22 protein-coding genes are annotated in these 22,717 nt (G+C 66.9%); 5 read left to right on the forward strand and 17 right to left on the reverse strand.

The annotated features are described in order from the left end of the window. Entirely contained in the window at nucleotides 1-1,482 is a 1,482-nt protein-coding gene (locus VMT65_RS20090; RefSeq protein ID WP_326309842.1) for an alpha,alpha-trehalose-phosphate synthase (UDP-forming), read from the forward strand. Between the two features lie 54 nt (nucleotides 1,483-1,536). Here the strand turns inward: VMT65_RS20090 and VMT65_RS20095 are convergent, their stop codons facing one another. From VMT65_RS20095 to VMT65_RS20155, 13 genes are all read right to left on the reverse strand, one after another. Continuing rightward, a complete protein-coding gene (locus tag VMT65_RS20095) occupies nucleotides 1,537-2,481 on the reverse strand; it encodes an oxidoreductase (RefSeq protein WP_326309843.1) in 945 nt (314 codons plus the stop codon). A gap of 59 nt (nucleotides 2,482-2,540) precedes the next feature. Next, nucleotides 2,541-3,035 carry a h domain protein gene (locus VMT65_RS20100; protein WP_326309844.1) on the reverse strand — a complete coding sequence of 165 codons (495 nt, stop codon included), beginning with the start codon at nucleotides 3,033-3,035 and terminating at the stop codon, nucleotides 2,541-2,543. Then, on the reverse strand, nucleotides 3,032-3,718 hold the full coding sequence (locus VMT65_RS20105; RefSeq protein ID WP_326309845.1) for a hypothetical protein: 687 nt from the start codon (nucleotides 3,716-3,718) through the stop codon (nucleotides 3,032-3,034). The genes VMT65_RS20100 and VMT65_RS20105 overlap by 4 nt, the downstream gene beginning before the upstream one ends. Nucleotides 3,719-3,852: 134 nt before the next feature. Further along, nucleotides 3,853-5,304 carry an MlaD family protein gene (locus tag VMT65_RS20110; protein ID WP_326309846.1) on the reverse strand — a complete coding sequence of 484 codons (1,452 nt, stop codon included), beginning with the start codon at nucleotides 5,302-5,304 and terminating at the stop codon, nucleotides 3,853-3,855. 2 nt (nucleotides 5,305-5,306) lie between these two features. Then, nucleotides 5,307-6,524 (reverse strand): MCE family protein, encoded by a 1,218-nt coding sequence (locus tag VMT65_RS20115; protein ID WP_326309847.1) that lies wholly within the window; start codon nucleotides 6,522-6,524, stop codon nucleotides 5,307-5,309. After that, the gene (locus tag VMT65_RS20120) at nucleotides 6,524-7,768 is read right to left on the reverse strand and encodes an MCE family protein (protein WP_326309848.1); all 1,245 of its coding nucleotides are present in this window, start codon (nucleotides 7,766-7,768) and stop codon (nucleotides 6,524-6,526) included. Before VMT65_RS20120 ends, VMT65_RS20115 begins: the two co-directional genes overlap by 1 nt. Beyond that, complete coding sequence (locus tag VMT65_RS20125) at nucleotides 7,765-8,826, reverse strand: MCE family protein (RefSeq protein WP_326309849.1); 1,062 nt, start codon at nucleotides 8,824-8,826, stop codon at nucleotides 7,765-7,767. Before VMT65_RS20125 ends, VMT65_RS20120 begins: the two co-directional genes overlap by 4 nt. Beyond that, nucleotides 8,823-9,851, reverse strand: coding sequence for an MCE family protein (locus VMT65_RS20130; RefSeq protein WP_326309850.1), 1,029 nt, complete (start codon nucleotides 9,849-9,851; stop codon nucleotides 8,823-8,825). Before VMT65_RS20130 ends, VMT65_RS20125 begins: the two co-directional genes overlap by 4 nt. Beyond that, the gene (locus tag VMT65_RS20135; protein ID WP_326309851.1) at nucleotides 9,848-11,053 is read right to left on the reverse strand and encodes an MCE family protein; all 1,206 of its coding nucleotides are present in this window, start codon (nucleotides 11,051-11,053) and stop codon (nucleotides 9,848-9,850) included. Before VMT65_RS20135 ends, VMT65_RS20130 begins: the two co-directional genes overlap by 4 nt. 8 nt (nucleotides 11,054-11,061) lie before the next feature. Continuing rightward, the gene (locus VMT65_RS20140) at nucleotides 11,062-11,913 is read right to left on the reverse strand and encodes an MlaE family ABC transporter permease (RefSeq protein WP_326309852.1); all 852 of its coding nucleotides are present in this window, start codon (nucleotides 11,911-11,913) and stop codon (nucleotides 11,062-11,064) included. 4 nt (nucleotides 11,914-11,917) lie between these two features. Further along, a complete protein-coding gene (locus VMT65_RS20145) occupies nucleotides 11,918-12,682 on the reverse strand; it encodes an MlaE family ABC transporter permease (RefSeq protein ID WP_326309853.1) in 765 nt (254 codons plus the stop codon). Between the two features lie 323 nt (nucleotides 12,683-13,005). Further along, complete coding sequence (locus VMT65_RS20150) at nucleotides 13,006-13,908, reverse strand: 3-oxoacyl-ACP reductase (protein WP_326309854.1); 903 nt, start codon at nucleotides 13,906-13,908, stop codon at nucleotides 13,006-13,008. A 45-nt stretch (nucleotides 13,909-13,953) separates the two neighbouring features. Beyond that, nucleotides 13,954-14,142, reverse strand: a complete 189-nt coding sequence (locus tag VMT65_RS20155) for a ferredoxin (RefSeq protein ID WP_040854753.1) — start codon at nucleotides 14,140-14,142, stop codon at nucleotides 13,954-13,956. A 152-nt stretch (nucleotides 14,143-14,294) separates the two neighbouring features. Here VMT65_RS20155 and VMT65_RS20160 point away from each other — a divergent pair, with 152 nt between their 5' ends. Beyond that, a complete protein-coding gene (locus VMT65_RS20160) occupies nucleotides 14,295-15,488 on the forward strand; it encodes an acyl-CoA dehydrogenase family protein (RefSeq protein ID WP_326309855.1) in 1,194 nt (397 codons plus the stop codon). 23 nt (nucleotides 15,489-15,511) lie between these two features. Continuing rightward, nucleotides 15,512-16,639, forward strand: a complete 1,128-nt coding sequence (locus tag VMT65_RS20165; protein ID WP_326309856.1) for an acyl-CoA dehydrogenase family protein — start codon at nucleotides 15,512-15,514, stop codon at nucleotides 16,637-16,639. Between the two features lie 125 nt (nucleotides 16,640-16,764). Here the strand turns inward: VMT65_RS20165 and VMT65_RS20170 are convergent, their stop codons facing one another. Next, nucleotides 16,765-17,460: a maleylpyruvate isomerase family mycothiol-dependent enzyme gene (locus VMT65_RS20170; protein WP_326309857.1), complete on the reverse strand. Its 696-nt coding sequence runs from the start codon at nucleotides 17,458-17,460 to the stop codon at nucleotides 16,765-16,767. A gap of 75 nt (nucleotides 17,461-17,535) precedes the next feature. Next, the gene (locus VMT65_RS20175; RefSeq protein ID WP_326309858.1) at nucleotides 17,536-18,732 is read right to left on the reverse strand and encodes a glycosyltransferase; all 1,197 of its coding nucleotides are present in this window, start codon (nucleotides 18,730-18,732) and stop codon (nucleotides 17,536-17,538) included. Nucleotides 18,733-18,847: 115 nt separating this feature from the next. On the opposite strand from VMT65_RS20175, the gene VMT65_RS20180 reads away from it, so the two are divergent. Both VMT65_RS20180 and VMT65_RS20185 read left to right on the forward strand, forming a co-directional pair. Beyond that, on the forward strand, nucleotides 18,848-19,264 hold the full coding sequence (locus VMT65_RS20180) for a VOC family protein (RefSeq protein WP_326309859.1): 417 nt from the start codon (nucleotides 18,848-18,850) through the stop codon (nucleotides 19,262-19,264). Between the two features lie 71 nt (nucleotides 19,265-19,335). Further along, nucleotides 19,336-20,925: an acyl-CoA synthetase gene (locus VMT65_RS20185; protein WP_326309860.1), complete on the forward strand. Its 1,590-nt coding sequence runs from the start codon at nucleotides 19,336-19,338 to the stop codon at nucleotides 20,923-20,925. Nucleotide 20,926: 1 nt separating this feature from the next. Here the strand turns inward: VMT65_RS20185 and VMT65_RS20190 are convergent, their stop codons facing one another. Beyond that, entirely contained in the window at nucleotides 20,927-21,568 is a 642-nt protein-coding gene (locus tag VMT65_RS20190) for a hypothetical protein (RefSeq protein WP_326309861.1), read from the reverse strand. 38 nt (nucleotides 21,569-21,606) lie between these two features. Then, entirely contained in the window at nucleotides 21,607-22,608 is a 1,002-nt protein-coding gene (locus VMT65_RS20195) for a sigma-70 family RNA polymerase sigma factor (protein ID WP_326309862.1), read from the reverse strand. Nucleotides 22,609-22,717: the final 109 nt, after the last annotated feature.

The raw sequence follows: 22,717 nt of genomic DNA on the forward strand, positions 1-22,717 counted from the left end.
GTGCAGCCGGACAGCTCCGGTTCCGGTTTTGTCGTCGTCGCGAACCGGCTACCCGTCGACCTGGAGCGACTACCCGACGGCACCACCCGCTGGAAGCGCAGTCCCGGCGGTCTGGTGACCGCATTGGAACCGGTCCTGCGCAACAACAAGGGCGCCTGGGTCGGCTGGGCCGGCGTCCCCGACGTGGAGCTCGATCCGATCGTCGAGGACGGCCTGGAACTGCACCCGGTGCCGCTGTCGGCCGACGAGGTCGCCGACTACTACGAGGGCTTCTCCAACGCCACGCTGTGGCCGCTGTATCACGACGTGATCGTGCGGCCGGTGTACGACCGCCAGTGGTGGCAGGCCTACGTGCAGGTGAACCGCCGCTTCGCCGAGTACACCGCGAAGGTGGCCGCCGAGGGCGCGACGGTGTGGGTGCAGGACTACCAGCTGCAGCTGGTGCCCAAGATGCTGCGCATGCTGCGCCCGGATCTGACCATCGGCTTCTTCCTGCACATTCCGTTCCCGCCGGTGGAACTGTTCATGCAGATGCCCTGGCGCACCGAGATCGTCGAGGGTCTGCTGGGCGCGGACCTGATCGGCTTCCACCTGCCCGGCGGCGCGCAGAACTTCCTGTATCTGGCCAGACGTCTTGCCGGACAGCCGACTTCGCGCGGCAATGTGGGCGTGCGCTCGAAACTCGGTGTGGTGCAGGTGGGTTTCCGCACCGTGCGGGTGGGCGCGTTCCCGATCTCCATCACCTCCACCGAGCTCGACGAGTACTCGCGCCGCCGCAGCGTGCGCGAGCGGGCCGCGAAAATCCGTGCGGAACTGGGCAATCCGAAGACCATCCTGCTGGGTGTGGACCGGCTGGACTACACCAAGGGCATCGACATCCGGCTGGCCGCGCTCGAGGAGCTGCTGCACGAGGGCCGGGTGAATCCCGAGGACACCGTCATGGTGCAGCTCGCGACGCCCAGTCGCGAACGGGTCGAGTCCTACAAGCAGATGCGCGGCGATATCGAACGCCAGGTGGGCCGGATCAACGGCGAGTTCTCCCGCGTGGGCTATCCGGTCGTGCACTATCTGCACCGCCCGATCCCGCGCGAGGAGCTGGTCGCCTTCTTCGTGGCCGCCGACGTCATGGTGGTGACACCGCTGCGCGACGGCATGAACCTGGTCGCCAAGGAGTACGTGGCCTGCCAGGGCGGTCTGGGCGGCGCGCTGGTGCTGTCCGAATTCACCGGTGCGGCAGCGGAATTGCGGCAGGCCTACCTGTGCAACCCGCACGACCTCGACAGCGTCAAGGACGCACTGATCGGCGCGATCGACGACGACCGCGACACCCGTCGCCGCCGCATGCGGTCACTGCGCCGCCAGGTGCTGACCCATGACGTCGACCGCTGGGCCCGCGCCTTCCTCGACGCCCTGGCCACCGACCGCGTCGCGGGCAGCGCCCTGCTCTCCGACGACGACGTGGACCCCGACGTGCGCCGCTGACCGCCGAAACGCGAACGCCCCCTGGAGTTTCCAGGGGGCGTTCGACATTCTCGCCTAGTCCTCGAACCGATAGGTGACCCCGGTGAGCCGCTCCGACTCGGCCCACAGTCGCGCCGCCCGCTCCGGATCGCGCGTCTCGACACTGGTCTCGTTGTGGACCGGATATCCCTTGGTATTGCCGGTCGGCCCGAAGAAGTCGCCGCCGCGCACCGTGGGGTCGGTGGCCGCGCGCAGGGTGGGCAGCGCACCCATCTCGACGGTCTGCATGGCGAACCGGAAGATCCACCGCAGCGAGGGTTTCGACAGGAATCGCACCGCGGGCCCGAGGTTTTGGGCGAAGTCGGACTCGGCGGCCCCCGGGTGCGCGATGACCGAGATCAGTTCGGTGTCGGTGCCGTTGAGCCGTCGCTGCAGTTCCAGCCCGAAGATGGCATTGGCCTGCTTGGACTGCGGATAGGCCCGGAAAGGCTTGTACTTGCGCCGCTCGAAGCCGAGGTCGTCGAGATCGAGCCACAGCCCCTTCTTCGCGGGCAGCGCACCGGTGACCGTCACCACCCGCCCCGCCGGCGCGGCCCGCAGCAGATCGAGAATCAGCCCGGTGAACGCGAACGGCCCCAAATGATTGGTGGCGAAGGTGGTTTCGAACCCGTCCACCGTGAAGGTCCGCGTCCGACTCAACATCCCCGCGTTGTTCACCAGCAGATCGATCCGCTCGAACTCGTCGTGCACCCGCACCGCGGCCTTGCGCACCGACTCCAACGAAGCCAAATCCAGCTCCACGAACGGCAATTCGGCCCCGGGCAGGGTCTCGCGAATGGATTCCGCTGCCGCGGCGGCCTTCTCGGCGTTCCGGCACGCAAACACCACCCGAGCCCCGTGCTCGGCCAACCGGCGCGCCGTCTCCAACCCGAGCCCGGCGTTCGCCCCGGTGACAATCGCGGTGCGCCCGTTGAGATCCGGAATATCCGCCGCTGTCCACGGCGTCGTCTTGCTACCCACGGTCGATCCTGACTACTCAGCGTGCACTGTCACTCGGCGTGCACTCCTCGTCGAGCAGCCTAGATCGGGTTGACGTCCGAGACGAGCCAGCGGTCACCGCTGTGGTCCAGCTTCACCCGCAGGCGACTCGCGTCGTAGGTGCCCTTGGACGGGTCCTTGCCGGCGCTCTTCTGGTTCAGGTACACCATGACCTCGACGTGGTGCGAATCCGCCTTGATCACACCGGCTTCCGTGGCGGTGGCCTCGACGACGAGCTCCTTGTCCTTGGCCGCGGGCGAGAGGACGTCCTTGGTGACCTTCATCCAGTCGTCGCGGAATTTGGCGGTCATGTCGTCGCACACCTTGGGCATGGTGGTGTCGATGGTCCGGAAGTTGTATCCGAACATGCCCTCCACGGTCCGCTTGGCCACCACGACGGACTGATCGCGGGCCTGGTCCACGTGCGAGTCCTGCCAGTAGCCGTAGCCGATCCAGCCGCCGACGCCGAGGCTGGCGGCGAAAACGACCAGGGCGCAGACCATGAGGATCAGATCACGGCGGGTCTTGCTGCTCATACCGTCATCTCCATTCCGGTCGCGGTAATGCCCTTGTCGTCCTTGGACAGCGTCACCTTGAACCGGTACTGCCGCTGCTGCGGCCCTTCCGCTCCCGCGTTGGTGAGGGTCTGCTTGACGGCCACCAGCACGATGGCGGAGTGGTCGTCGGAGGACTGCAGCGCGGCCTCGACCACCTCGCCCTTGGCCTTGACCTGCGCCTTCTGCACGATGCCCGCGTAGTCGTCCTTGCGGTCGGTGTAATCCTTGTGCAGGTCACCGGAGGTCACCGCGAGCACCCGGTTGATGTCGTCCTGGGCGGTGTCGGCGCTGATATTGGTGATATTGAGCATGGCCTGCTTGGCGGCCTGCACGTAGTCCGCGCGCAGCGCGTCCTGGTCGGCGAGGACACTGCGCTGATGGGCGGCCCACACGCTGCCGCCGACCGTCACCGCGGTGAGCACCAGGGCGGCGACCGCGACGATCTTCATCCAGAGGCTGCCGCCGTCGGCCGAAGCGACTGCGGGCGCTTCGGATTCGGGAGCGGCGGGGGCGTCCGCGACGGGCGCGGGATCGGTGGCGGGCACCTTGGTCGACTCGACGGCGTCGGCGGTGGTCTTCGTCTCGACGACGACCGTCCGCGCGTCCTCGACATCCGCCTTGGCCGGAGCGGCGACATCCGCCGCGGCGGGTTTGTCCGCCACGGGCACAGTGGCTTTGTCCGCCACGGGCACAGTGGCCTCGAACGCCGGTGTGGCGGTCCCCTTCTCCTCCGGCGGGGGCCCTTCCGAGCGCACGGCCCGCCGTCGTGTCCGGTTTCTCACCACACTCGAATCGCTCATTTCACCTGCTCCTGCACCATTGCTGTCAAACTCGCCGGGACCACCCCGGAGCCGTTGCTGTCGATGTTCGCCTGACGATACGTGCGCCCGTCCGCTCCGAGGAACTCCCCGGTACGCGGATCGTACGGCTGGGTCTGAACGGAGGCGGGTTGGGCCTGGGTCCCGTTCGCGGGCGGGGTGGTGTCGGAGCCGGGTGTCACGCCACCGATGGGGTTGCCGTTCTTGTCCACCGGATTCGGCTTGCCGAAGGGCGGATTGTCGCCCTCGGGCACGTAACCCTCTGGGTCACGGCACAATTCGGGCGTCGGGGCGCGCTTGCCCGGAACCTCCATGCAGGGCGTGTTGCGGATACCGCGAACCGCCAGCGGAGAGTTCTGGGCGACCTTGCAGTACAGGCCCTTTCGGGTGTCCGGGTGATCGAGCAGTGCGGGCGAGCGCCGCTCCTCGGGGGCGAGGAATCCGGTGGTGCACCCCTGCGGGTCGTTGACGCTGACCATGAAGTCCACCATCGCGCCGTACTCCGTGGGCCCGCCGGTCGCGACCGAGAGCAGACCCGCGATGAGCGGCGGGAAGACCACGAGCAGCTGTTCGATGCTCTTGTTGTAGGTGTAGCCGACCTGGCCGACGCTCACCAGATTGCGCGCGAGCAACGGCAGGGTGGGCTTCAGATCCTGGAAGAGCTGGGTGGCCCGGGTGACCGCGCCCGGCGTCTTCTCGATGACATTGTGCAGCGCCGGATCGTGTTCGCGCAGTTGGTCGGTGACCGTCGCCAGGTCCCTGGTCCAGCCCCGAATGGCGTCGTCGGACTGCACCTGGGTGTCCAGCAGCGGGCCGATCTTCTCGATCAGGTCCTTGGTGGCATCGGTGTTGTTCTTCGCCTCCTGGACCAGCAGGGTGGCGGAGTCGAGGAAGCGCTGCAGGTCCGGCCCCGCGCCGTTGAAGGCGGTGAAGGCGTCATTGATGACCTGCTCGAGCTTGGTGTCGGCCACGCTGTTGAGGAGGCGATCGGTCTGGTCGAGCAGACTGCCGACATCCTGCGGCAGCTTGGTGCGCTCGACCGGAATCACCGAACCGTCGGACAGGTTGCCGCCCTTGGGATTCTCGACCGGAACCAGGTCCACGAACTGCTCACCGACCGCGGACACGCTGCGCACCCAGGCGTCGACATCCTTGGGGATCTTGTAGTCGCTGTCGATCGACAGCTTGGCGTTCACCCCGGCGGGGGTCAGCACGACCGACTGCACCTTGCCGACATTGGTGCCGCGGTAGGCCACATTGGCGTGCTCGTAGAGACCGCCGGTGGCGGGCAGCTGCACGGTCACGTCGTAGCGCCCGATGCCGAACATGGCGGGCACCTTGACGTAGTAGCCACCCATGACCGTGATGCCGATGACCGTCAGCACGGCGAAGATGACCAGCTGGACCTTGACGAAGCGAGTGAGTTTCATCGTCACTTCCCTTGCGGCACGGTGAGACCCGGGATGGCGGGCAGCCCTGGGACCGCCCCGATGCCGGGAATGGTCGGCATCGGCGCGGGCGTGTCCGGGTGGGGCTGGAACGGGGCGTTCTTGGGGTCCACCGGATCGCCCGGCGTGCCGCCCAGTTGGCCGAGCGCGCCCTCCACGCCCGCGTAGCGCGGACCGAACGGGGTGTCGGTGAGGAAGTTTTTGGCCAGTCGCGCCGCGGTGAGATCGAAGGTGATCTTCACATTGAGGTAGTCGCCCTTGATGGCGCCGTCCATGTAGTGCATGGGGAACGGGAAGGTGAGCAGCATGCTCAACGCGCTGGTGAGGTTGCTGCCGGTGTTCGCGATCTGCTCGAGCGCGGGCCAGATATTGGCCAGGTTGGCCTTCAGATCGTCGCCGCCCTGTTGCACGATCTTGTCCACGGCGTCGCTCAGCCCGCCCAGGGCGGTGAGCGTCTTGGTGATGTTCTCGCGCCGGTCGGCCAGCATGGTCAGCGCCGGATGGATGTTGTCGATGGCGTTGGCCACCTGATCCTTCTGCTGGGCGAGGATGCCGGAGAAGCGGTCCAGCCCGCCCATGGCGGCGATGATGTCCTTGGTCTGGCCGTCCAGGGTGCCGATGAGCGTATTCAGTTGCGGCAGCAGGTCTCTGATCGCGTCGGTGCGCCCGGTGAACGCCTTGTCGAGCTCACCGGTGATGTTCTCGAGCTGGCTGATGCCGCCGCCGTTGAGCACCACCGACAGCGAGGACAGGGTCTGTTCGGTGGTCGGGTAGGCACCGGCCCGCTCCAGCGGGATGGTGTCGCCGCCCTTCAATTCCCCTTGTGCCGCGGTGTCCGTCGGCGCGGCGAGCTCGACGTGATTGCTGCCCAGCAGCGAGGTCTGCCCGATCTTGGCAGTGGCGTTGGCGGGCAGCTGCACGCCCTTGTCCAGGCTGACGGTGACCAGCGCGTGCCAGCCCTCCACCTCGATCTTGGTGACCGAACCGACGATGACGTCATTGACCATGACCGGCGAATTGCGGGTCAGGGTGGTGACATTCGGCATCTGGATCTTCACCTGCCACGCCCCCGCGCCGGTTCCGGCGGCGCCGGGCATGGGCAGCGAGTTCAGGCCGTCCCACTCGCATCCGGTGGCGCCCAGGGCGATCGCGATGCCGATCGCCAGGCCCGCCACCTGTTTGCGGCCGCGCGTGTACTTCATCAGTTGCCTCCCGGGAGCGCCAGATCGGTGAGGCTCTTGGGCACGCTGACCTCGGCGTTGGCACGGGCCGCGAGTTCCGGCGTGCTGTATTTGATCTGGTCGGGGCGCGCGCCCGCCGCGGTGGCCGGGCTGAGCATGAAGGGCAGGTAGTTCATGGCCAGGTTGCCGAAGATCGGTCCGAGGATCTGCGCGCAGAGATTCGAACTCTTGTCGGAGTCGTTGTCCTGCAGCGCCGCGATGGAACCGCAGAGGAAGCTCATCGGATCGGCCATATTGGTGAGCACCGGGTAGCCGGTCACCGAACCGGTCGCAGGCTTGTAGATCTGGTAGAAGTTCGTGAGCGCGGTGGGACCGGAGTGCAGCACCTGCTCGAGTTCGGGCCGCTTGTCCACCAGCAGCTGGGTCACGTCGGCCATGCGCTGCAGGCTGTCGGTGAGCGCGCCGCCGCGGGATTCGATGAACCGGCGCACGTCCGAGACCGCGCCGTCCAGATTGTCCAGTGCCGCACCGAGATCGGTGGAGACACCCGCCAGCACCGACGACACCGACGCCAGCCGACCGCCGAACTGCACGATCTGGTCATTGCTGTGCGACAGCGCGTCGACGAAGACCTGCAGATTGCGAATGGTGGCGAAAAGGTCGGTGCGGCCGTCGGAAAGCGTGGTCAGCGCGCCGGACAGCTCCTTGAGCGCATCGCGGAACGCCTGGCCGTTGCCGTCGAGGTTATTGGCCGCGGTGTCGACGAATCGACCGAACGAGCCCTGCTTGTCCTGGCCCACCGGGCCGAGAGTCGTTGCCAGCTTGTTCAATTCGGCCTTGATGTCATCCCATTCGACCGGGATGGCGGTGCGCTCGATGGGGATGGTCGCGCCGCTCTTCATCTTGGGCCCGCCGGTGTAGGCGGGCGCGAGCTGGATGAAGCGGGCCGAGACCAGCGACGGGGAGACGATCACGGCCTTGGCGTCGGCCGGGATGTCGATACCGCGCTCGACCGTCATCTTGACCGTGACGCGGTCCTTGCCCGGCTCCACGGAGTCGATCTTGCCGACCTTGACCCCGAGCACCCGCACCTCGTCATTGGCGTAAAGGCCACTGGTGGAAGGGAAGTACGCGGTGATCTTGGTCGTGCCGATCCGGGTCACGACCGTGTAGCCGCCGCCCACGACGAGGGCGACGAGCACCAGCGCCGCGACGATTCGCGACCAGCGGGGCAGTGTTCCGACTTTGCTGCGCAGTGCGTTCATTTACCCGGCTCCGTCTGTGCCGGGGAGAGCACCGGCGGGAAGTCTTTCAGGTAGTGCTGCAGATCGGTGGGCAGGTGGTCCGGCCACACCATGGAATCGACGAGCATCTGAATGTAATCGCTGTTGGCGTTGACGATGTACGCCTGGAAGTAGGGACCGCTGCCGACCTGCTCGCCCAGCGCGCCCGCGTAGGGGCCGAGGGCGTCGAGCGCGTCGGAGAGGTTCTGCTTGTTCTTCTGCAGCACCCCGAGCACCGAATTCAGTTTGTCCAGTGTGGGTTTGAGCTGTGCCTCGTTATCGTTGACGAACCCGGTGAGCTGCTGGGCCAGGCCGTTGACATAGGTGATGAGCTGGCCGAGCGCGGTTTTGCGCGCGTCGAGCTCACCGAGCAGGCTGTTGCCGTCCACGAGCAGCGAATTGATCTCCCCGGCCCGATCCTTGAGCACCTTGGTCACGCTCTGCGCCTTGGCCAGCAGATCGGTCAAGGCCTGGTCGCGCGTATTGATACTGCGCGACAACGCGGTAATGCCGTCGAGCGCCGAGCGCAGCGGGGCGGGCGTGTCCTTGAAGGTGTCCGACAGCGCGTCCAGGGTCTTGTTGACCTGGTCCATGTCCAGATCCTTGACGGTATTGGACAGATCGCCGAGCGCGTCGTTCAAGGAGTACGGAGAGGTGGTGCGCTCCAACGGAATCGTGGACTGCCCGCGCAGCGTGCCCTCACCCGCGGGCGTCACCTCGAGCGATTTGCGACCCAGCACGGTATTGGTCTTGATCGCCGCGGAGGACTTGTTGCCCAACGGAATTCCCTCGTCGAGGGTGAACCGCACCTTCACCTGCGCGCCGTCGAGCTTGACCTCTTCCACCCGGCCCGACTTCACACCGGCGACCTGCACCTGGTCGCCGGGCAGCAGACCGCCCGCGTCGGCAAACAGCGCCGAGTACTCAGCGCCGGACCGCACGAAGGGCAGGCGATCGAACTGCAGCGAGGCCAGCGAGACGGTCGAGGCCAGCACGATGCCGATGATGCCGAAATTGATCAGTGGCGAACGCTCGGTCACTTGCTACACCTTCCGGTCGTCTGGCCACCGGGCAGTTTCACGTGCATCGGCTTACCGTCCGGACCGTCCACGATCAGGTCGGTCGGGCAGGCGTAGATGTTCAGGAACGAACCGTAGGAACCGATGCGCACCAGCTTCTTGTAGGCGTCGGGCAGGTTCTCGATGATCCACTGCAGTTCGTCGGTGTTGTCGTCCAGCAGACCGGCGGTGCGGCCGAGCTGATCGAAGGTGGACTTCAGATCCGGCCGGGCGGTGCGCAGCAGATCGGTGAGATCGCCGGTGGCGCCGGAGATCCGCGGGATGGCGTCGCCGATCGGATCCTTGTCCGCGGCCAACCCGCTGACCAGTCGCTGCAATTCGTCCAGGGTGGTGCCGAAGGCCTGATTGCGGTCGTCGATGGTCGACAGCACCGTCTTCAGGTTGTCGATCACGCTGCCGATCAGGGCGTCCTTGTCCGCCAGGGTCTTTCCGAACGAGCCCGAGCTGTTGAGCAGGGCCACCAGCGTGCCGCCCTGGCCCTGGAAGACCTGCAGCAGCGCATTGGTCAGGTCGTTGACCTGGGTCGGATCCAGGCCGCGCAGCAGCGGTTTGAAGCCGCCCAGCAGCATGTCCAGATCCAGGGCGGGCTTGGTCTGCTGCACCGGGATGGTGCCGTTCTTGCCGAGAGTCTGTGTGGTGCCGGGCCCTTCGAGCAGTTCCAGGTAGCGGTCGCCGACCAGGTTCTCGTACCGGATGGTCGCCTGGGTGCTGGTGTAGAGCTTGTACTTGCGGTCCACGTCGAAGTCGACGTGCGCCAGCTTGTCCTTGCCCACATACACCCGGCTCACCGAGCCGACCGGCACACCGGCGATGCGCACCTTGGACCCGGGCAGCATGCCCGAGGAGCTGGTGAACACCGCGTGATAGCCGGTCTCCCGGGCGAAGCGCATCTGGGAGAAGATCACCCCGAGCATGGCCAGCACCAACACCATGACGAGGGTGAACAGGCCGAGCTTGACGGTGACCGCGCGTGGTTTGAACCTCACTTGCCGCCTCCCTGCAATCCGGGCATGCCCGCGTACAGCAACTGGAAGACGTTGGCGTTGAAGTGCGGATTGGTCTCCGGATGCCACGCCTCGCCCTCGGAGGTGTCGGTCACCAGGTAACCGGCATTGGTGCCGGGCACGTGATCGAGCACGCCCTCACAGTGCGGGCCGCCGCTGGCGTTCACCTTCGGCAGGTCCTGCGGATACTTGTAGGGTTCGCCGCCGGGCATGATGCTGGCGTTCATATTGACCGCCGGGTATCGACCGCCGAACTCGTCGGCGACGATCGCCATGTTCGAGCCGAGGCCCACGATGGTGCAGTAGATGGCCGACTTGTACTCGTCGAGGACTGCGGTGGTCGGCCGCAGCAGCCGCAGCGCCTCCACGACCGGCGATCCGGTCTCGTTGAGGATCGGCGTGGTGGTGTCGGACAGGCCGATCAGATCGGTCAGCATGGCGTCGACGCGCTGCTGCTCGTCCACCAGGGTCTTACCGGTGACCACGGCATTGTCGGTGGTGCGCAACAGATTCGGCACGGTGTCGGCGTAGGTGCCGCTCACGATGGTGGTCTTCTGCAGATCGGTCTGCAGTTCCGGCAGCGACGGATTGATCTGCTGGAGGAACGCGTCGGCGTCGACCAGGGCCTGGCCGAGCTTGTCGCCGCGGCCCTGCAGCGCGGTGCCCAGCGCGGTGAGCGTCGCGTTCAGCTTCTCCGGCTGCACCTTGGCGAGCACGTCGTTGAGGTGCTGGAAGATGGTGTTGAACTCCACCGTCACCGACTGCGCGTGCACGGTCGTGCCCGGCCGCAGCGAATCGGTCGAAGGGTGTTCGGGGGTAACGAAGTTGATGTACTTCGCGCCGAACACGGTGGTGGAGCTGATGTCCACGGTGGCATTGGCCGGAACCATCTTCAGCTTGTCGGGATCCATCGACAGCTCGATCCGGGCGCTGCCGTCCGGGGCGTCGCTGATCGAGGCGACCCGCCCGATTTCCACACCGCGGATCTTCACCTTGGCGTCGCGGTCCATGACCAGGCCCGCGCGCGGCGCGGCGACGGTCACCTGCACGGTGTTCTCGAAGCCGCCCGAGAACATGACCAGGCAGATCGCGACCGCGCCGACCAGCGCGAGCACCAGGCCCGCGCCCGCCAGGCGGATGACCCACGCCTGCTCCAAGTACCGCTTGGGCTGTTGTTGCACCATGTCCCGCCCTACCCGGAGAGATGGAAATTGCCGGAGGTGCCGTAGATGGCCAGCGACATCAGCAGCGTCACCATGACGACCGCGATCAGCGAGGCCCGCACCGCATTACCTACCGCCACGCCCACGCCCACCGGACCGCCTGCGGCGTTGTAGCCGTAGTAGGTGTGGATCAGCATGACCGCCATGGCCATGAAGATCGCCTGCGCGAACGACCAGAGGATATCGCTGGGGATCAGGAAGGTGTCGAAATAATGGTCGTACACACCGGCGGACTGTCCGTAGATCACCACGGTCGCAAAGCGACTCGCGACGAACGAGGCGATGACCGCCAGGGAGTACAGCGGGATGATGGCGATGATGCCCGCGAGCATCCGGGTGCCCACCAGGAAGGGGATGGGCCGGATGGCCATCACCTCCAGGGCGTCGATCTCCTCGGAGACGCGCATGGCGCCCAATTGCGCGGTGGTACCGGCCCCGAGGGTCGCGGCCAGGCCGATGCCCGAAATCACCGGCGCCGCAATGCGAACGTTGATGAAGGCGGCGAAGAAGCCGGTCAGGGCCTCCACGCCGATATTGCCGAGCGAGCTGTAGCCCTGCACGGCGATGGTGCCGCCGGCCGCCAGCGTCAGGAAGCCGACGATCACGACGGTGCCGCCGATGACCGCCAAAGCGCCTGTGCCCATCGAGATCTCGGCGATCAGCCGAATGGTCTCGGTGCGGTAGTGCACCAGCGCCTTGGGCACCGAGCCGATCGACTGCGCGTAGAACACCGCGTGCTTGCCGACCGAGTCGAGGCCCTCGTTGAAGCGCCGAAAGCGCTTGGTCACCTTCGGAAAACGAGATTGGATCACGAACGCCATCAGATCACCGCGCCGTGAACTTGATGCCAACGGCGGTTACGACGACGTTGATGACGAACAGCGCCATGAAGGCGAAAACGACGGTCTGGTTCACGGCGTCGCCGACGCTCTTGGGACCGCCCTTCACGTTCAGGCCCAGATAGCAGGCGACCAGTCCGGCGACGAGACCGAACAGCGTGGCCTTCACCTGCGAGATGACGAGCTCGGGCAGGTGGGTCAGCAGGGTGATGCCATTGACGAAGGCGCCGGGGTTCACGCCCTGCAGCAGCACCGAGAACAGGAAGCCGCCCAGGATGCCGATGGTGGACACCAGGCCGTTGAGCAGGAAGGCCACGAACATCGAGGCGAGCACGCGCGGAACCACCAGGCGCTGCACCGGATCGATGCCGAGCACCTTCATGGCGTCGATCTCCTCGCGAATGGTGCGCGCGCCCAGGTCGGCGCAGATGGCGGTGGCGCCCGCACCGGCCACGATGAGCACGGTGACCATGGGGCCGATCTGGGTGACCGAGCCGAAGGCCGCACCCGCGCCCGAAAGGTCCGCCGCGCCGATTTCTCGCAACAGAATGTTCAGGGTGAAGCTCACCAGAACGGTGAACGGAATCGCGACCAAAAGCGTCGGCACGATGGAAACCCGGGCGATGAACCAGGACTGATCGATGAATTCCCGTCGCTGGAACGGGGGCCGTACCGCGGCGCGAGCGACAGCACCGGCGAGTTCGAAGAACCCTCCGACCGCCCGCAGCGGTACGGCAAGGACTTCATTCATTCCCGCTATTCCTCCTGCCCCTGCCTAGCTATAGCAACCGAGATATGGATGTGATCTCGGTCCCGCTCGAAGATTAGAACACGTTCTCATACGGATCGGGTAGGTTTCGACGGTTTTGAACAGGCCTTCTTTCTGAACCGGCGTCCAGTTTTGAGAACATGTTCACCCCAGCCTAACCGTCAGACATATGCCGCACTGTGAGACGACACACATGGTTGATCCCCATTCCTACCAACGATCCATCTCGTGATCAACCGCTGTACCGGGGACTGGCGCGTGTCTACGGAAACTCACAGCCCCCGGCGGGGAAACTGAGGTAAGCCTCAGCCGAGATCCTTCAGCGAGGAAGCGGAAAACGTAGCGTCCGAACCGCGTTCGGCGAAATAACCGCCCAGGGTCGCCGCCAGACCCTCGCGGGTCCATTCCCCGTCCGCGTCGAAACGCCGCTCCACCACGGGAGCCGCCATCAGGGCCACCATCGGGCCGTACACGACGAACAGCTGGCCGGAAATCGATTCGGCCGCCGGGGAGGCCAGGTAGGCCACCAGCCGCGCCACATGATCGGGCGAGAGCGGATCCGGGCCCTCCTCGGGAGCCGCGGAGAAGACCTTCTCGGTCATGGCGGTGCGGGCGCGCGGCGCGATGGCATTGGCGCGCACGCCGACACTCTCGAGGGCACGGGCCGCCGACAGGGTCAGCGCGGTGATACCGGCCTTGGCCGCACCGTAATTCGCCTGTCCGGCCGGACCGAGCAGCCCGGCCTCGGAGGAGGTGTTGATGATGCGCCCGTAGACCGGGGCACCCGTCTGCTTGTATCTGCCACGCCAGTACGCGGCCGCGTTGCGGGTCAACAGGAAGTGCCCGCGCAGGTGGACCGCGACGACCGCGTCGAAGTCCTCGTCGGACATGTTGAACAGCATCTTGTCCCGGGTGATCCCGGCATTGTTCACCACGATGTCCAGCCCGCCGAAGGTTTCCTCGGCGGTGCCGATGAGGGCGTCGGCGGTGGCCCGCTCGGCGATGCTGCCGCCGACGAACTCCGCCTTCACGCCCAGCGCCCGGATGTCGGCAAGCGTCGCGCTCACCGCGTCGTTCTCGGTCAGGTCGTTGACGATGACCGAAGCACCGGCCCGGGCCAGCTCGAGGGCCTCGGCCCGCCCCAGCCCGGCACCCGCGCCGGTGACAATGGCAACCCGCCCGGACAGACTTACATCAGAATCGCTCACGCGGCCGACTCTAGAACGTGTTCCACCCGCCGGGCAAGCATCCGCTCAGACCAGCTTGAGCGCGGCCTTCGGGCACTGTGCCACGGCCGACTCGATATCGCGGCGGTTGGCCTCGGTCACCTCGGCCTCGTTGACGTGCAGGTTGTCGTCGTCATCGAGATCGAAGACGTCAGGGGCGATTCCGACGCAGATTCCGTTCGCTTCGCACTGATCGAAGTCGACGATGACCTTCATGTTTCTCTCCTTAACCACAGGTTGTGCCCGAGCCTAACAATCCCGACCGCGCCGCAACAGCAAAGTAGCCCTAACCGGAACCAATACTGGAACATGTTTCACTTGCATGCGATGATCGGCTGAACCGAGAAACGAAGGCTAGAGGTACTGCTATGCGTATCGCCTACACGCCGCAACAGGAACAGCTGCGTGCCGAGCTACGTGACTATTTCACCAAGCTCATCACTCCCGAACGGCGGCAAGCGCTTTCGGCGCAGACCGGCGAATACGGCGAGGGCAATGTCTACCGTGAGGTGGTCGCCGAGATGGGCCGTGACGGCTGGCTCGCGCTGGGCTGGCCCAAGGAGTACGGCGGGCAGGATCGCTCGACCATGGATCAGCTGATCTTCACCGACGAGGCCGCCATCGCGGGCGCCCCGGTGCCGTTCCTGACCATCAACTCGGTCGCGCCGACGATCATGCACTACGGCACCGAGGAGCAGAAGAAGTTCTTCCTGCCCAAGATCGCCGCGGGTCAGCTGCACTTCGCCATCGGCTACTCCGAGCCGGGCGCGGGCACCGACCTGGCCTCGCTGCGCACCTCCGCGGTCCGCGACGGCGACGACTGGATCATCAACGGCCAGAAGATGTGGACCTCCCTCATCGCCTACGCCGACTACATCTGGCTGGCCGCGCGCACCGACCCGAATGCCAAGAAGCACAAGGGCATCTCCATGTTCATCGTGCCGACCACCGCCGAGGGCTTCTCCTGGACGCCGGTGCACACCATGGCCGGTCCCGACACCTCGGCCACCTATTACCAGGACGTGCGGGTCAAGAACTCGGACATGGTGGGGCCGGAGAACGGCGGCTGGTCGCTGGTCACCAATCAGCTCAATCACGAGCGGGTGGCGCTGACCTCGTCGGCGCCGCTGGCGCTGGCGGTCGCGCAGGTCACCGAGTGGGCGCGGAACACCAAGAACTCCAATGGCGCTCGCGTGATCGATCAGGAATGGGTGCAGATCGCGCTCGCCCGGGTGCACGCCAAGGTCGAGTACCTGAAGCTGCTGAACTGGGAGATCGCCTCGCGTGCCGATGCGGGCGGGGATGCCGCGCCGCGCCCGTGGGACGCCTCCACCTGCAAGGTGTACGGCACCGAGCTGGCCACCGAGTCCTACCGCGCCCTCATGGAGATCCTGGGCCCGCAGGCGTACCTGCGCCAGGACTCGGCCGGTGCGCAGCTGCGCGGCCGTCTCGAGCGCATGCACCGCGCCTGCCTGATCCTGACCTTCGGCGGCGGCACCAACGAGGTGCAGCGCGACATCATCGCCATGACCGCACTCGAGCAGCCCGCCGCGGCCCGCTAGATTTCGAAAGCTGGGTTCTCACCATGGATTTCACCCTTACCGAAGCGCAGCAGGATCTGGCTCGGCTCACCGCCGAGGTGACCGGCAAGCTGGTCACGGCCGACAAGCTGCGCGAACTCGACAAGAACACCGACGCCAGCGGTGCGCGCACCGTGCGCTTCGACGAGCAGCTGTGGGAGTCGCTCGCCGAGACCGGCGTGCTGGCCGCGGCCCTGCCGGAAGCGGTGGGCGGCAGCGACCTCGGGGTGCTGGAGCAGACGTCGATCCTGCGGGAGCTGGGCAAGTCGGTCGCACCGGTGCCCTACCTGTGGTCGATCGTGCTGGGCGCGGGCGCGCTGGCGCAGTTCGGTTCCGCCGCACAGCGTGAACTGGCCGCGCAGGCCGCGAGCGGGTCGGTCATCCTGACCGCCGCGTTGAGCGAGGAGCGCAACTGGGAGCTCGCCCGCCCGGTCACCACCGCCATGGCGGGCAATGGCTGGCAGCTGACCGGCCTCAAGACCACCGTGCCCTTCGCGCGGCAGGCCGGCCGAATCCTGGTGTCCGCCAGCGTCGATGGCACGCCCGCCGTCTTCCTGGTCGACCCGGCCCACGAGTCGGTGCGCATCGAGGACCAGATCGTGACCGACCGCTCCCCCGAGGCCGAGGTCGAATTCGCCGGTACCCCGGGCGAACTGGTCGGCACGGTCGAGCAGGGCCCGGAAATCCTGGAGTGGCTGCTGAACCGGGCCTGGCTGGGCCTGGCCGCCACCCAGCTCGGCACCGTCGAGAAGGGTCTGGAACTGGTCGCGGACTACGCGCGCGAGCGCGAGCAGTTCAACCGGAAGATCGGCAGCTTCCAGGCCGTGGCCCAGCGCCTGGCCGACGGCTACATCGATGTCCAGGGCGTGCGCCTGGCCGTGCAGCAGGCGGCGTGGCGGCTGGCCGAAGGACTTCCGGCGGCCGCCGAGATCCACACCGCCAAGTTCTGGGCCGCCGAGGCGGGCCACCGCGTCGCCCACACCGTGGTGCACGTGCACGGCGGCGTCGGCATCGACCGCGACCACATCGTGAACCAGTACTTCACCGCCGCCAAGCACAACGAGTTCGCGCTCGGCGGCGCGACCGATCACCTACGCGCCCTGGGCGGTCTGCTCACCGACGCGCAGCAGTAGACGTCCCCGGGCGCCCGCGAAAGCCAGCCGTCCCCTGCATCGGCGGCTATGGGCGAGGCGGTGGTTTCCATACCGGCCACCGTCTCGCCTTTTCCATGTGCGGGTCAGGGCATTTCGGGCGCCGGCTAGGGCACCAGAGGTCCGGCGAGGACCCGAGTGCCCGCGGCCCAGTTGCCCTGCCAGCTCAGGGCCGCGTCCGCGAGATCCTTGCGCTGCCACAGCGCCAGCAGCAGATCCGAAGCGGTGCCGGAGATTTCGGCCACCGGGGTGCCGGGGCCGTAGGTCCAGCTGTCGCCGGTGTCGGTGGCGTGGACGCTGACCGCGGCCTCCGGTTCCTTGGCCAGGCCGCGCTGAATCATGCGGAGCGCGAACATCTCGAACACCTCGGTGATGCCGTCGGCGGCCAGCGCCGGATCGAAGGCGTCGGCGGTGCCGAGCGCGTCCTGGGCGTCCCACAGGTGCATCAGGGTCTCCTGCGCCCGGCGACGCCGCCAGAATCCGACGGTGCGCGGCATCAGGCTGGTGAAGGTCCAGGCCGGGGTCGCGGGATCCACCGACAGCGATTCGACGATGGCCCGCGCGGAGTCGTCGAACCAGGTCCGCAGTTCGGCCCGGTCCACCGGCGCGGGATCGCCGTGGTAGTCACCGCGCCCCTCCGCGACCGCGGTCACCACCCATCGATTGCCCTGTCCGACATGGTCGGCCAGGTCGTAGAAGGTCCAGTCGCCGCAGCTCGGGACGGGGGCGGCCAGATTCGTCTCGGGCGTGATCAGCTCCCCGAACTCGTTCAGCTTCTCGCGCAATACCGCCAGGAAATCCATGGAGCACACGCTAGGGAGTGAATGCCCAGCGTGCCAGCCATATCCGGCCGACGACACGCGAAATTCGGCCAAACGTCAGGATTCGAGTTCGCGCACCGAGAAGATGTGCTCACCCACGGTGTCCTGGTGATCGGCCGCGGGTTCGATCTCGTGCAGCAGGGCCTCCCCGCGCGCGTCGCGGCGAATGGCGCGGCCCAGTTCGGCCGCCGCGCGATAGTGGGCCGGAGTGCGCAGGACGCGGCGCACGGCACGGGCGATGCGCTGCGGAGTCGCGGTGCGCGGCAGCACGATTCCGGCGCGGTGCGCGCGCACCCGGGCGGCATTGTCGGCGGTGTCGCGGCCGTGCGGCAGGACCACCACCGGCAGGTCGGCGGCGAAGGCCTGCATCAGGGTGCCGTGGCCGCCGTGGGTGATGACCAGGCTGGCGTGGCGCATGAGTTCGCGATGCGAGGCGACCCGCACGACCGTCACATTCGCCGGGGCGTGGATGCGCTCGGGATCGATGGCCGGGCCGGTGGTGATGACGCCGCGCACCGGGAGCAGCGCCAGCGCGTCGGCGATCCTTTGCAGGCAGTCGATTTGGCGTTGAAAGGTGGTGGACAGCGCGACCAGCACGAGCGGCTCGCCACCGTCGGCCTGCGTCCAGGCGGCCTTGTCGACCCAGTCCGGTTCGTCCAGGATCGGCCCGACCCAGCGCACCCCGTCCGGAGCCTGCCCGGGGAAATCGAAAGCGGCGCTGGACAGTACGAGCTGCCGCCGCGCCAGCCGCACCTGATCCTGATAGTGGGCCAGGCGTTCCAACCCGAAGTCCGCGCGCAGCGCGTTGAGCTGGGGTAGCAGCTCCTCGTCCCAACGCCGCTGGACCAGCGTGCCCACGATCCGGTCCCGCAATCGGCCGATCGGTCCGCGGGCCCGGCCGAATCCGGTGCCGGGCGGCGGCCCGCCCTCCACCGGCAGCGGATAGATCCCCGGCATGAGCACCGAGAACGGCACGTCGCAGGCCTGCGCGGCGACCATGGCCCCGAAGGCGAAGCAGGAGGCCAGCACCAGATCGGGCCGCCCGGCATCGATTTCGTCGGCGGTCTCGCGGGCGAAACCGGCGCCCGCGCGCGGCCGCAGCCGGGCCCCCGTGGCCGCCACCGCCTCGGCCAGGCCCTCCTCGGCCAGCACGGTCACCCGATGTCCACGTCGCACCAGCCGCCGCACCACACCCAGTTCCGGCGGCACGGTTGTGCCGCTACCGGTGAGCGCGACCAGGTAGCTGTGATTCATCGGGCACCTCCACCAGTCACTCTTGCACGACCGATGACTTTTCCGCACCCGCTTCGTCCCCACCAATACATCGATGTACGCGCGATCGGATCGCGGGGAAGAGGGGCGAACCACCATGCCGAGCAAGATGATCTTCATCAATCTGCCGGTGGCCGACCTGGACCGCTCCAAACGGTTCTACGAGGCCCTGGGCTGGAAGGTGAACCACGACTTCACCGACGCCAACGCCGCCTGCATCGTCATCGACGACAACATCTGCGTCATGCTCCTGACCCGCACCTTCTTCACCACCTTCACCCACCGCGCCCCCGGCGACCCCCGCGAGTTCGTCAGCGGCATTTACGCCCTGGCCATGTCCGGCCCCGAGGAAGTCGACGACCTCACCGAAGCGGCCCTCCGCGCGGGCGGCACCGAGGAGATCGACCGCGAACGCCGCCGCCAGGAAGCCCGCCTGGGCATGTACGGCCGCACCTTCCTGGACCCCGACGGCCACCAGTGGGAGTCCTTCTACATGGCCTACCCCCGCGACTGACAGAACCGAATGGCAGCTTCCTGCCATCCCCTGCACTATGGGTTCACCTCCGCCGAAGCCAGGGTGGGGCCATGGCTTTCACTATTGCGGACCTGTTCGAGCACGCGGTGGACGCGGTCCCCGATCGAATCGCTTTGATCTGTGCGGACCGTCGGCTCAACTATCGCGAATTGGACGAGCGGGCGAATCGGCTGGCGCATCATCTGGCCGCCCGCGGCATTGCCGCGGGTGATCATGTGGGGATCTATTCCCGCAATTCGGTCGAAGCACTCGAAACGATGCTCGCGACCTATAAATTGCGGGCCGTATCCGTCTGCGTGAATTACCGGTACGTCGCCGACGAGGTGCGCTACATCGTCGACAACGCGGATCTGAAAGCCCTTGTGCACGAAGCGCGATACGGCGACATCGTCGCGGAGATCCGAGCCTCGACACCGAGTCTGACCGAGGTGCTCGCCATCGGCCCCGACTACGACGCGGCGCTGGCCGCCCACTCCCCCGAGCGCGATTTCGGTCCCCGCCGCGACGACGACCTGTACATCCTCTACACCGGCGGCACCACCGGCATGCCCAAGGGCGTCATGTGGCGGCACGAGGATGTCTGGCGCGCGCTCGGCGGCGGCATCAACCATGTGACGGGCGAATATGTCAGGGACGAATGGGAATTGGCCGACGATGCCCGGTCCGCGCCGAACGGAATCGTCATGGCTCCACTGTCCCCGCTCATTCACGGCGCGGCGCAGTGGGCGGCCTTCCTCACCCTGAACTCCGGCGGCACCGTGGTTCTCGTGCCGCAGTTCGACGCGCACGAGGTGTGGCGAATCGTGGAGAAACACCGGGTCAATGTGCTCACCGTGGTCGGCGACGCCATGGCCAGGCCACTGCTCGAGGCGTATCACGCCGGACACTACGACGTTTCGAGCCTGTGGGCGTTCAGCAGCCACGCCGCGCTGTTCTCGCATTCGCTCAAACAGCAGTACGTCGAGCTGTTCCCCAATCTCTTCATCACCGATGTGATCGGCTCGTCGGAGAGCGGGAGCACCGGATTGTCGGTGGTCACCAAGGATTCCGACCATGCGCAGGGTCCCCGGGTGACCTTCGGCGCGCACTCCGCGCTGCTCGACGAGGCGGGAAACCTGGTGGAGCCCACGCCTGGAGCCGTGGGTCGAATGGCGCGGACCGGGCACGTGCCGCTGGGCTACTACAAGGACCCCGAGAAGTCCGCGACCATCTTCTTCGAGATCGACGGCAAACGCTATGTGGCACCGGGTGATTACGCCCGCTACGAGGCCGACGGCACCGTCACCCTGCTGGGTCGCGGCTCGGAATCCATCAATACCGGTGGCGAGAAGGTGTTCCCGGAGGAGGTCGAGACGGCGCTCAAGGCCCACCCGGATGTCTTCGACGCGCTGGTGATCGGGATTCCGCACGACCGTTTCGGCCAGTCCGTCGCCGCGGTGATCCAGCCGCGGCCCGGAGCCGAACTCGTCCTCGGGGACATCGACCGGCATGTGCGCGCCAAGATCGCGGGATACAAAGCGCCGCGCGGGTATTGGCTGGTCACCGAGGTCATGCGACAGCCCAGCGGCAAGGCCAACTACCCGGCCGCCAAGCGCTACGCGGCCGAACATCCCGACGAGATGTCCATTCCGCGCGCATGACTCAGGTCAGCAAACCGAGTTCCCGCACTCGCGCACCCAGCTGAAATCGAGTGCTGACATCGAGCCGGTCCATGAGCTGGGCGATATAGCGCCGATAGGTGCGCAGCGAAACCCCCAGTGCCCGTGCGGCCGTCTCGTCCTTCGCCCCGGCGTTCAGCTGCGCGACCACCGCGCGGGCCACCGCGTCCAGCCCGATTTCGTCGAGCTCCAGGTGATCGCGCAGGCGACGCGCCGAATGCCAGGTGCGGACGGCGAATTGGTGCACCACGCCGAGCAGGGTCGGCTCCGCCACCAGGTATCCGCGCGGCTGGCCGCCCGGTACGGCCGACCACAGCGCTGCCCGCTCCCGATCCACGATCAGGGCATTGCAGAAATCGGTGTCGGTGACCCGGATCTGCGCGCCGAGCGAGAACTGGCGCAGCACCGACTGACGGCCGTGGCTGCCCACGTAGGCGGACGACAGCAGCAGCCGCACCCGCTTGCCGGCCTCGTGCAGCTGGCGGAAAACCATGTCCTCGGAACGGTATTCGGTTTCCGGGCGCACGGGCCGGGCAATGGCCATGACGGCCTCGTGCCGTGCGCCCTCGAGCATGGCGCGCAGGCTTGCCGCCCAGCGCTCGTCCGCGTGCAGTTCGACCGTCACGGCTCCCCCACCCGTCGTCGGATATCCGGGGTGTCAGCCTAGTTGGGGCGTAGCTCCATGGGGAGGCCGAAGAGGGGGAACAGCTTTTCGGTGTCGAGGAAGAAGGTGAGGCCAGAGATGCGGTCGCCGTCGAGTTCGAGGGTGGTGATGGACCAGGGGGTCCAGAGGCCGGGTTCGCCGCTGGGCTTGTAGTGGCCGAAGGCGGGCAGGCCGTTGGCGCCGTCCAGGGGGATCATGCGGGAGTCGCGGCAGGCGTGGCCGGTGCCGAGCATGAAGGCGGCCACGTTCTCGGGGCCGGAGATCCACAGGGAGAACGGCGGCATGGACAGGGCCACATCGGCTTTCAGCAGCTCGGTGAGGGCGGTCATGTCGTAGGCCTCGAAGGCCTTGACGAAATCGTCGACGAGTTTGCGCTGCTGCTCGTTGTTCTCGTCGAAGGTGTCGGAGACCGTGGAGCGCTCCTGCACCTTCGACATGGTGGCGCGGGCGCGCTGCAGGGCGCTGTTCACCGAGGCCGGGGAGACATTGAGCATGTCGGCGGTCTCGCCCGCGGAGAAGCGCAGCACCTCGCGCATGATCAGAATGGCGCGCTGGCTGGCGGGTAGATGCTGCACCGCGGACACGAAGGCCAGGCGCAGCGTGTCTTTCGCGCTGGCGGCCTCGGCCGGGTCCGCGCCGAAGGCGAGCGCGTTCGGAATCGGCTCCACCCACACGTAATCCGGTTCCGGCGGCGGCAATTGCGAATCGGGCGTGGACGGCCCGTTCAAATCCATGGGCCGGGCCCGCCGCTGCGGCCCGTCGAGCATGTCCAGGCAGACATTGGTCGCGATCTTGTACAGCCACGATCGCAGACTGGAACGCCCCTCGAATGAGTCGTACGACTTCCACGCGCGGGTGAAAGTCTCCTGTACCGCGTCCTCGGCCTCGAAGGAGGACCCGAGCATCCGATACGCGTAGGCGCACAATTCGCGCCGGTGGCCTTCGAAAGACCGCAACACATCATCCGAAACGGTGACGGATCTGCCTGCCTTCTCGCTCATGCCAGACAGCCTGGCACAACCCACCGACAGAAAATACCCACCAAAATCAAATGAGTGATGCCCGCCCGCGAAAGCGGACGGGCATCACATTGTTGTAATTCCCTCGGCG

The sequence above is a fragment of the Nocardia sp. CDC153 genome (assembly GCF_035818515.1).
GTDB lineage: Bacteria > Actinomycetota > Actinomycetes > Mycobacteriales > Mycobacteriaceae > Nocardia.

What these genes read in the sequence shown, in the direction of transcription:
- VMT65_RS20170 (WP_326309857.1), bottom strand. Translation starts at nt 17,460, where the DNA reads ATGGATTTCCTGGCGGTATTGCGCGAGAAGCTGAACGAGTTCGGGGAG.
- VMT65_RS20115 (WP_326309847.1), bottom strand. Translation starts at nt 6,524, where the DNA reads ATGAAGTACACGCGCGGCCGCAAACAGGTGGCGGGCCTGGCGATCGGC.
- VMT65_RS20175 (WP_326309858.1), bottom strand. Translation starts at nt 18,732, where the DNA reads ATGAATCACAGCTACCTGGTCGCGCTCACCGGTAGCGGCACAACCGTG.
- VMT65_RS20185 (WP_326309860.1), top strand. Translation starts at nt 19,336, where the DNA reads ATGGCTTTCACTATTGCGGACCTGTTCGAGCACGCGGTGGACGCGGTC.
- VMT65_RS20110 (WP_326309846.1), bottom strand. Translation starts at nt 5,304, where the DNA reads ATGAAACTCACTCGCTTCGTCAAGGTCCAGCTGGTCATCTTCGCCGTG.
- VMT65_RS20195 (WP_326309862.1), bottom strand. Translation starts at nt 22,608, where the DNA reads ATGAGCGAGAAGGCAGGCAGATCCGTCACCGTTTCGGATGATGTGTTG.
- VMT65_RS20145 (WP_326309853.1), bottom strand. Translation starts at nt 12,682, where the DNA reads ATGAATGAAGTCCTTGCCGTACCGCTGCGGGCGGTCGGAGGGTTCTTC.
- VMT65_RS20160 (WP_326309855.1), top strand. Translation starts at nt 14,295, where the DNA reads ATGCGTATCGCCTACACGCCGCAACAGGAACAGCTGCGTGCCGAGCTA.
- VMT65_RS20120 (WP_326309848.1), bottom strand. Translation starts at nt 7,768, where the DNA reads ATGAACGCACTGCGCAGCAAAGTCGGAACACTGCCCCGCTGGTCGCGA.
- VMT65_RS20155 (WP_040854753.1), bottom strand. Translation starts at nt 14,142, where the DNA reads ATGAAGGTCATCGTCGACTTCGATCAGTGCGAAGCGAACGGAATCTGC.
- VMT65_RS20135 (WP_326309851.1), bottom strand. Translation starts at nt 11,053, where the DNA reads ATGGTGCAACAACAGCCCAAGCGGTACTTGGAGCAGGCGTGGGTCATC.
- VMT65_RS20180 (WP_326309859.1), top strand. Translation starts at nt 18,848, where the DNA reads ATGCCGAGCAAGATGATCTTCATCAATCTGCCGGTGGCCGACCTGGAC.
- VMT65_RS20140 (WP_326309852.1), bottom strand. Translation starts at nt 11,913, where the DNA reads ATGGCGTTCGTGATCCAATCTCGTTTTCCGAAGGTGACCAAGCGCTTT.
- VMT65_RS20100 (WP_326309844.1), bottom strand. Translation starts at nt 3,035, where the DNA reads ATGAGCAGCAAGACCCGCCGTGATCTGATCCTCATGGTCTGCGCCCTG.
- VMT65_RS20165 (WP_326309856.1), top strand. Translation starts at nt 15,512, where the DNA reads ATGGATTTCACCCTTACCGAAGCGCAGCAGGATCTGGCTCGGCTCACC.